The organism is Paraburkholderia susongensis (assembly GCF_900177725.1).
Taxonomy (GTDB): Bacteria; Pseudomonadota; Gammaproteobacteria; order Burkholderiales; family Burkholderiaceae; genus Paraburkholderia; species Paraburkholderia susongensis.
Genome location: NZ_FXAT01000026.1, coordinates 1 through 5,355, shown reverse-complemented (window position 1 = coordinate 5,355; position 5,355 = coordinate 1). Strand labels below are relative to the sequence as shown.

General features: G+C 54.6%; 2 tRNA genes and 3 rRNA genes. All 5 read left to right on the top strand.

Annotated elements, in window-relative coordinates:
• Positions 1 to 20: 20 nt before the first annotated feature.
• The 5 genes from B9Z01_RS34495 (at position 21) to rrf (ending at position 5,344) form a co-directional block, all read left to right on the top strand.
• Positions 21 to 1,551 (top strand): 16S ribosomal RNA (locus tag B9Z01_RS34495).
• A 79-nt stretch (positions 1,552 to 1,630) separates the two neighbouring features.
• Positions 1,631 to 1,707 (top strand) — tRNA-Ile (locus tag B9Z01_RS34490).
• 53 nt (positions 1,708 to 1,760) lie between these two features.
• Positions 1,761 to 1,836: transfer RNA gene (locus tag B9Z01_RS34485), tRNA-Ala, on the top strand.
• Positions 1,837 to 2,150: 314 nt separating this feature from the next.
• Positions 2,151 to 5,032 (top strand): 23S ribosomal RNA (locus B9Z01_RS34480).
• A gap of 198 nt (positions 5,033 to 5,230) precedes the next feature.
• Positions 5,231 to 5,344 (top strand): 5S ribosomal RNA (gene rrf, locus B9Z01_RS34475).
• The 16S, 23S and 5S rRNA genes sit together here with 2 tRNA genes alongside, the layout of an rRNA operon.
• Positions 5,345 to 5,355 lie beyond the last annotated feature (11 nt).

Below are 5,355 nucleotides of genomic sequence, written 5' to 3'. Positions count from 1 at the left end.
CCGAACACAGTAACAGGTTTGAACTGAAGAGTTTGATCCTGGCTCAGATTGAACGCTGGCGGCATGCCTTACACATGCAAGTCGAACGGCAGCACGGGAGCAATCCTGGTGGCGAGTGGCGAACGGGTGAGTAATACATCGGAACGTGTCCTGGAGTGGGGGATAGCCCGGCGAAAGCCGGATTAATACCGCATACGCTCTATGGAGGAAAGCGGGGGATCTTCGGACCTCGCGCTCAAGGGGCGGCCGATGGCAGATTAGGTAGTTGGTGGGGTAAAGGCCTACCAAGCCGACGATCTGTAGCTGGTCTGAGAGGACGACCAGCCACACTGGGACTGAGACACGGCCCAGACTCCTACGGGAGGCAGCAGTGGGGAATTTTGGACAATGGGGGCAACCCTGATCCAGCAATGCCGCGTGTGTGAAGAAGGCCTTCGGGTTGTAAAGCACTTTTGTCCGGAAAGAAAGCATCCCTGTTAATACCGGGGGTGGATGACGGTACCGGAAGAATAAGCACCGGCTAACTACGTGCCAGCAGCCGCGGTAATACGTAGGGTGCGAGCGTTAATCGGAATTACTGGGCGTAAAGCGTGCGCAGGCGGTGATGTAAGACCGATGTGAAATCCCCGGGCTTAACCTGGGAACTGCATTGGTGACTGCATCGCTCGAGTATGGCAGAGGGGGGTAGAATTCCACGTGTAGCAGTGAAATGCGTAGAGATGTGGAGGAATACCGATGGCGAAGGCAGCCCCCTGGGTCAATACTGACGCTCATGCACGAAAGCGTGGGGAGCAAACAGGATTAGATACCCTGGTAGTCCACGCCCTAAACGATGTCAACTGGTTGTCGGGCCTTCATTGGCTTGGTAACGTAGCTAACGCGTGAAGTTGACCGCCTGGGGAGTACGGTCGCAAGATTAAAACTCAAAGGAATTGACGGGGACCCGCACAAGCGGTGGATGATGTGGATTAATTCGATGCAACGCGAAAAACCTTACCTACCCTTGACATGGATGGAAGCCTGCTGAGAGGTGGGCGTGCCCGAAAGGGAGCCATCACACAGGTGCTGCATGGCTGTCGTCAGCTCGTGTCGTGAGATGTTGGGTTAAGTCCCGCAACGAGCGCAACCCTTGTCCCTAGTTGCTACGCAAGAGCACTCCAGGGAGACTGCCGGTGACAAACCGGAGGAAGGTGGGGATGACGTCAAGTCCTCATGGCCCTTATGGGTAGGGCTTCACACGTCATACAATGGTCGGAACAGAGGGTTGCCAAGCCGCGAGGTGGAGCCAATCCCAGAAAACCGATCGTAGTCCGGATCGCACTCTGCAACTCGGGTGCGTGAAGCTGGAATCGCTAGTAATCGCGGATCAGCATGCCGCGGTGAATACGTTCCCGGGTCTTGTACACACCGCCCGTCACACCATGGGAGTGGGTTTTACCAGAAGTGGCTAGTCTAACCGCAAGGAGGACGGTCACCACGGTAGGATTCATGACTGGGGTGAAGTCGTAACAAGGTAGCCGTATCGGAAGGTGCGGCTGGATCACCTCCTTTCCAGAGCTCATGCATTCATTGCACTCAAGTGCTCACGCTTATCGGCTGTGGTTGAAAGAAGGAACGCAGGCAGACGCAGGGGTCTGTAGCTCAGCCGGTTAGAGCACCGTCTTGATAAGGCGGGGGTCGATGGTTCGAATCCATCCAGACCCACCAACCTTGTCTGTCGCGGGCATCACCCTGGGTGAACTGCTGTTGTGGGCCCAAGAGGGGGATTAGCTCAGCTGGGAGAGCACCTGCTTTGCAAGCAGGGGGTCGTCGGTTCGATCCCGTCATCCTCCACCAATCCTCAATGCGCAGTGTTCTGCATGGATGCAGAGCGTTGCGCATTGGCGATTGAGCCAGTCAGAGCGATATGAGGTAACTCATAATCGGCTGTCGTTCTTTAACAATCAGGAAGAAGTAGTAAAGAGATTCACGAAAGGTCACCTTGAGATGGGTGATTGAGTAGGTGAATCAGGGTTGTGATTGTATCAATGTATGAAAAGGGGAATCGAAAGATTGCTCTTGGAATACGGCGCAACACGAATACTCAACCTGTAGCGAGTGAGTTGAAATGTGAGTCCTTCGGGAGGCACAGTGAGACGCACCCGTTATAGGGTCAAGCGAACAAGTGCATGTGGTGGATGCCTTGGCGATCACAGGCGATGAAGGACGCGGTAGCCTGCGAAAAGCTCCGGGGAGCTGGCAAACGAGCATTGATCCGGAGATGTCCGAATGGGGAAACCCACCTCTTTTGAGGTATCCGTAGCTGAATCCATAGGCTACGAGAAGCGAACGCGGCGAACTGAAACATCTAAGTAGCCGCAGGAAAAGAAATCAACCGAGATTCCCAGAGTAGTGGCGAGCGAAATGGGATCAGCCTGTACTCTTTATCTGTACTGTTAGCCGAATGCTCTGGAAAGTGCAGCCATAGCAGGTGATAGCCCTGTAGACGAAAACAGAATGGAAGAACTAGGTGTACGACAAGTAGGGCGGGACACGTGAAATCCTGTCTGAAGATGGGGGGACCATCCTCCAAGGCTAAATACTCGTGATCGACCGATAGTGAACCAGTACCGTGAGGGAAAGGCGAAAAGAACCCCGGGAGGGGAGTGAAACAGATCCTGAAACCGCATGCATACAAACAGTCGGAGCCTCGCAAGGGGTGACGGCGTACCTTTTGTATAATGGGTCAGCGACTTACATTCAGTGGCGAGCTTAACCGATTAGGGCAGGCGTAGCGAAAGCGAGTCCGAACAGGGCGATCAGTCGCTGGGTGTAGACCCGAAACCAGGTGATCTATCCATGGCCAGGTTGAAGGCACGGTAACACGTGCTGGAGGACCGAACCCACTAACGTTGAAAAGTTAGGGGATGAGCTGTGGATAGGGGTGAAAGGCTAAACAAACCTGGAAATAGCTGGTTCTCTCCGAAAACTATTTAGGTAGTGCCTCGTGTCTCACCTTCGGGGGTAGAGCACTGTCATGGTTGTGGGGTCCATTGCGGATTACTACGCCATAGCAAACTCCGAATACCGAAGAGTGCAATCACGGGAGACAGACATCGGGTGCTAACGTCCGGTGTCAAGAGGGAAACAACCCAGACCGCCAGCTAAGGTCCCCAAATATGGCTAAGTGGGAAACGAAGTGGGAAGGCTAAAACAGTCAGGAGGTTGGCTTAGAAGCAGCCACCCTTTAAAGAAAGCGTAATAGCTCACTGATCGAGTCGTCCTGCGCGGAAGATGTAACGGGGCTAAGCCATATACCGAAGCTGCGGATGCGAGCTAGTCTCGCATGGTAGGAGAGCGTTCCGTAAGCCTGCGAAGGTGCACTGGAAAGTGTGCTGGAGGTATCGGAAGTGCGAATGCTGACATGAGTAGCGATAAAGGGGGTGAAAGGCCCCCTCGCCGTAAGCCCAAGGTTTCCTACGCAACGTTCATCGGCGTAGGGTGAGTCGGCCCCTAAGGCGAGGCAGAAATGCGTAGCTGATGGGAAGCAGATTAATATTTCTGCACCATTGTGAAATGCGATGGGGGGACGGATCGCGGAAGGTTGTCCGGGTGTTGGAAGTCCCGGTCCTTGCATTGGAGAAGGCGCTTTGGCAAATCCGGGCGCGGAATTCAAGGGTGCGAGGCGAGCCACTTCGGTGGCGAAGCAACTGGAAGGGGTTCCAGGAAAAGCCTCTAAGCTTCAGTTTCACAGTGACCGTACCGCAAACCGACACAGGTGGGCGAGATGAGTATTCTAAGGCGCTTGAGAGAACCCGGGAGAAGGAACTCGGCAAACTGGTACCGTAACTTCGGGATAAGGTACGCCCCTGTAGCTTGACTGGCCTGCGCCAGGAGGGTGAAGGGGTTGCAATAAACTGGTGGCTGCGACTGTTTAATAAAAACACAGCACTCTGCAAACACGAAAGTGGACGTATAGGGTGTGACGCCTGCCCGGTGCCGGAAGATTAAATGATGGGGTGCAAGCTCCTGATTGAAGTCCCGGTAAACGGCGGCCGTAACTATAACGGTCCTAAGGTAGCGAAATTCCTTGTCGGGTAAGTTCCGACCTGCACGAATGGCGTAACGATGGCCACACTGTCTCCTCCCGGGACTCAGCGAAGTTGAAGTGTTTGTGATGATGCAATCTCCCCGCGGCTAGACGGAAAGACCCCATGAACCTTTACTGTAGCTTTGCATTGGACTTTGAACCGGTCTGTGTAGGATAGGTGGGAGGCTGTGAAGTTGGGACGCCAGTCTCAATGGAGCCGTCCTTGAAATACCACCCTGATCTGTTTGAGGTTCTAACCCTGGTCCGTGAATCCGGATCGGGGACAGTGCATGGTAGGCAGTTTGACTGGGGCGGTCTCCTCCCAAAGTGTAACGGAGGAGTACGAAGGTACGCTAGGTACGGTCGGAAATCGTGCTGATAGTGCAATGGCATAAGCGTGCTTGACTGTGAGACGGACAGGTCGAACAGGTGCGAAAGCAGGTCATAGTGATCCGGTGGTTCTGTATGGAAGGGCCATCGCTCAACGGATAAAAGGTACTCTGGGGATAACAGGCTGATACCGCCCAAGAGTTCATATCGACGGCGGTGTTTGGCACCTCGATGTCGGCTCATCTCATCCTGGGGCTGTAGCCGGTCCCAAGGGTATGGCTGTTCGCCATTTAAAGAGGTACGTGAGCTGGGTTTAAAACGTCGTGAGACAGTTTGGTCCCTATCTGCCGTGGGCGCTGGATATTTGAAGGGGGCTGCTCCTAGTACGAGAGGACCGGAGTGGACGAACCTCTGGTGTACCGGTTGTCACGCCAGTGGCATCGCCGGGTAGCTATGTTCGGAAGAGATAACCGCTGAAAGCATCTAAGCGGGAAACTCGCCTTAAGATGAGATATCCCCGGGGCTTCGAGCCCCTTGAAGGGTCGTTCAAGACCAGGACGTTGATAGGTCAGGTGTATAAGCGCAGTAATGCGTTGAGCTAACTGATACTAATTGCCCGTAAGGCTTGATCCTATAACCGGTGTGTGCCGGCAGCCGTGAGCGCGTGAGCGCTGATGGACGCCGCACCCTGCGCCACGCGCAGGGTCTTGGGCAGACCACACGGGTTGAGATCGGTGTTGTGCCGGAAACAACACAACCCCCCACACGAATCCTTTACGCTTCTTCCCGATTGGCTGTACTGCGCGCTCCGCAGTACGGCAACAAGTCATGCCTGATGACCATAGCGAGTCGGCCCCACCCCTTCCCATCCCGAACAGGACCGTGAAACGACTCCACGCCGATGATAGTGCGGATTGCCCGTGTGAAAGTAGGTCATCGTCAGGCTCCTCATGCTG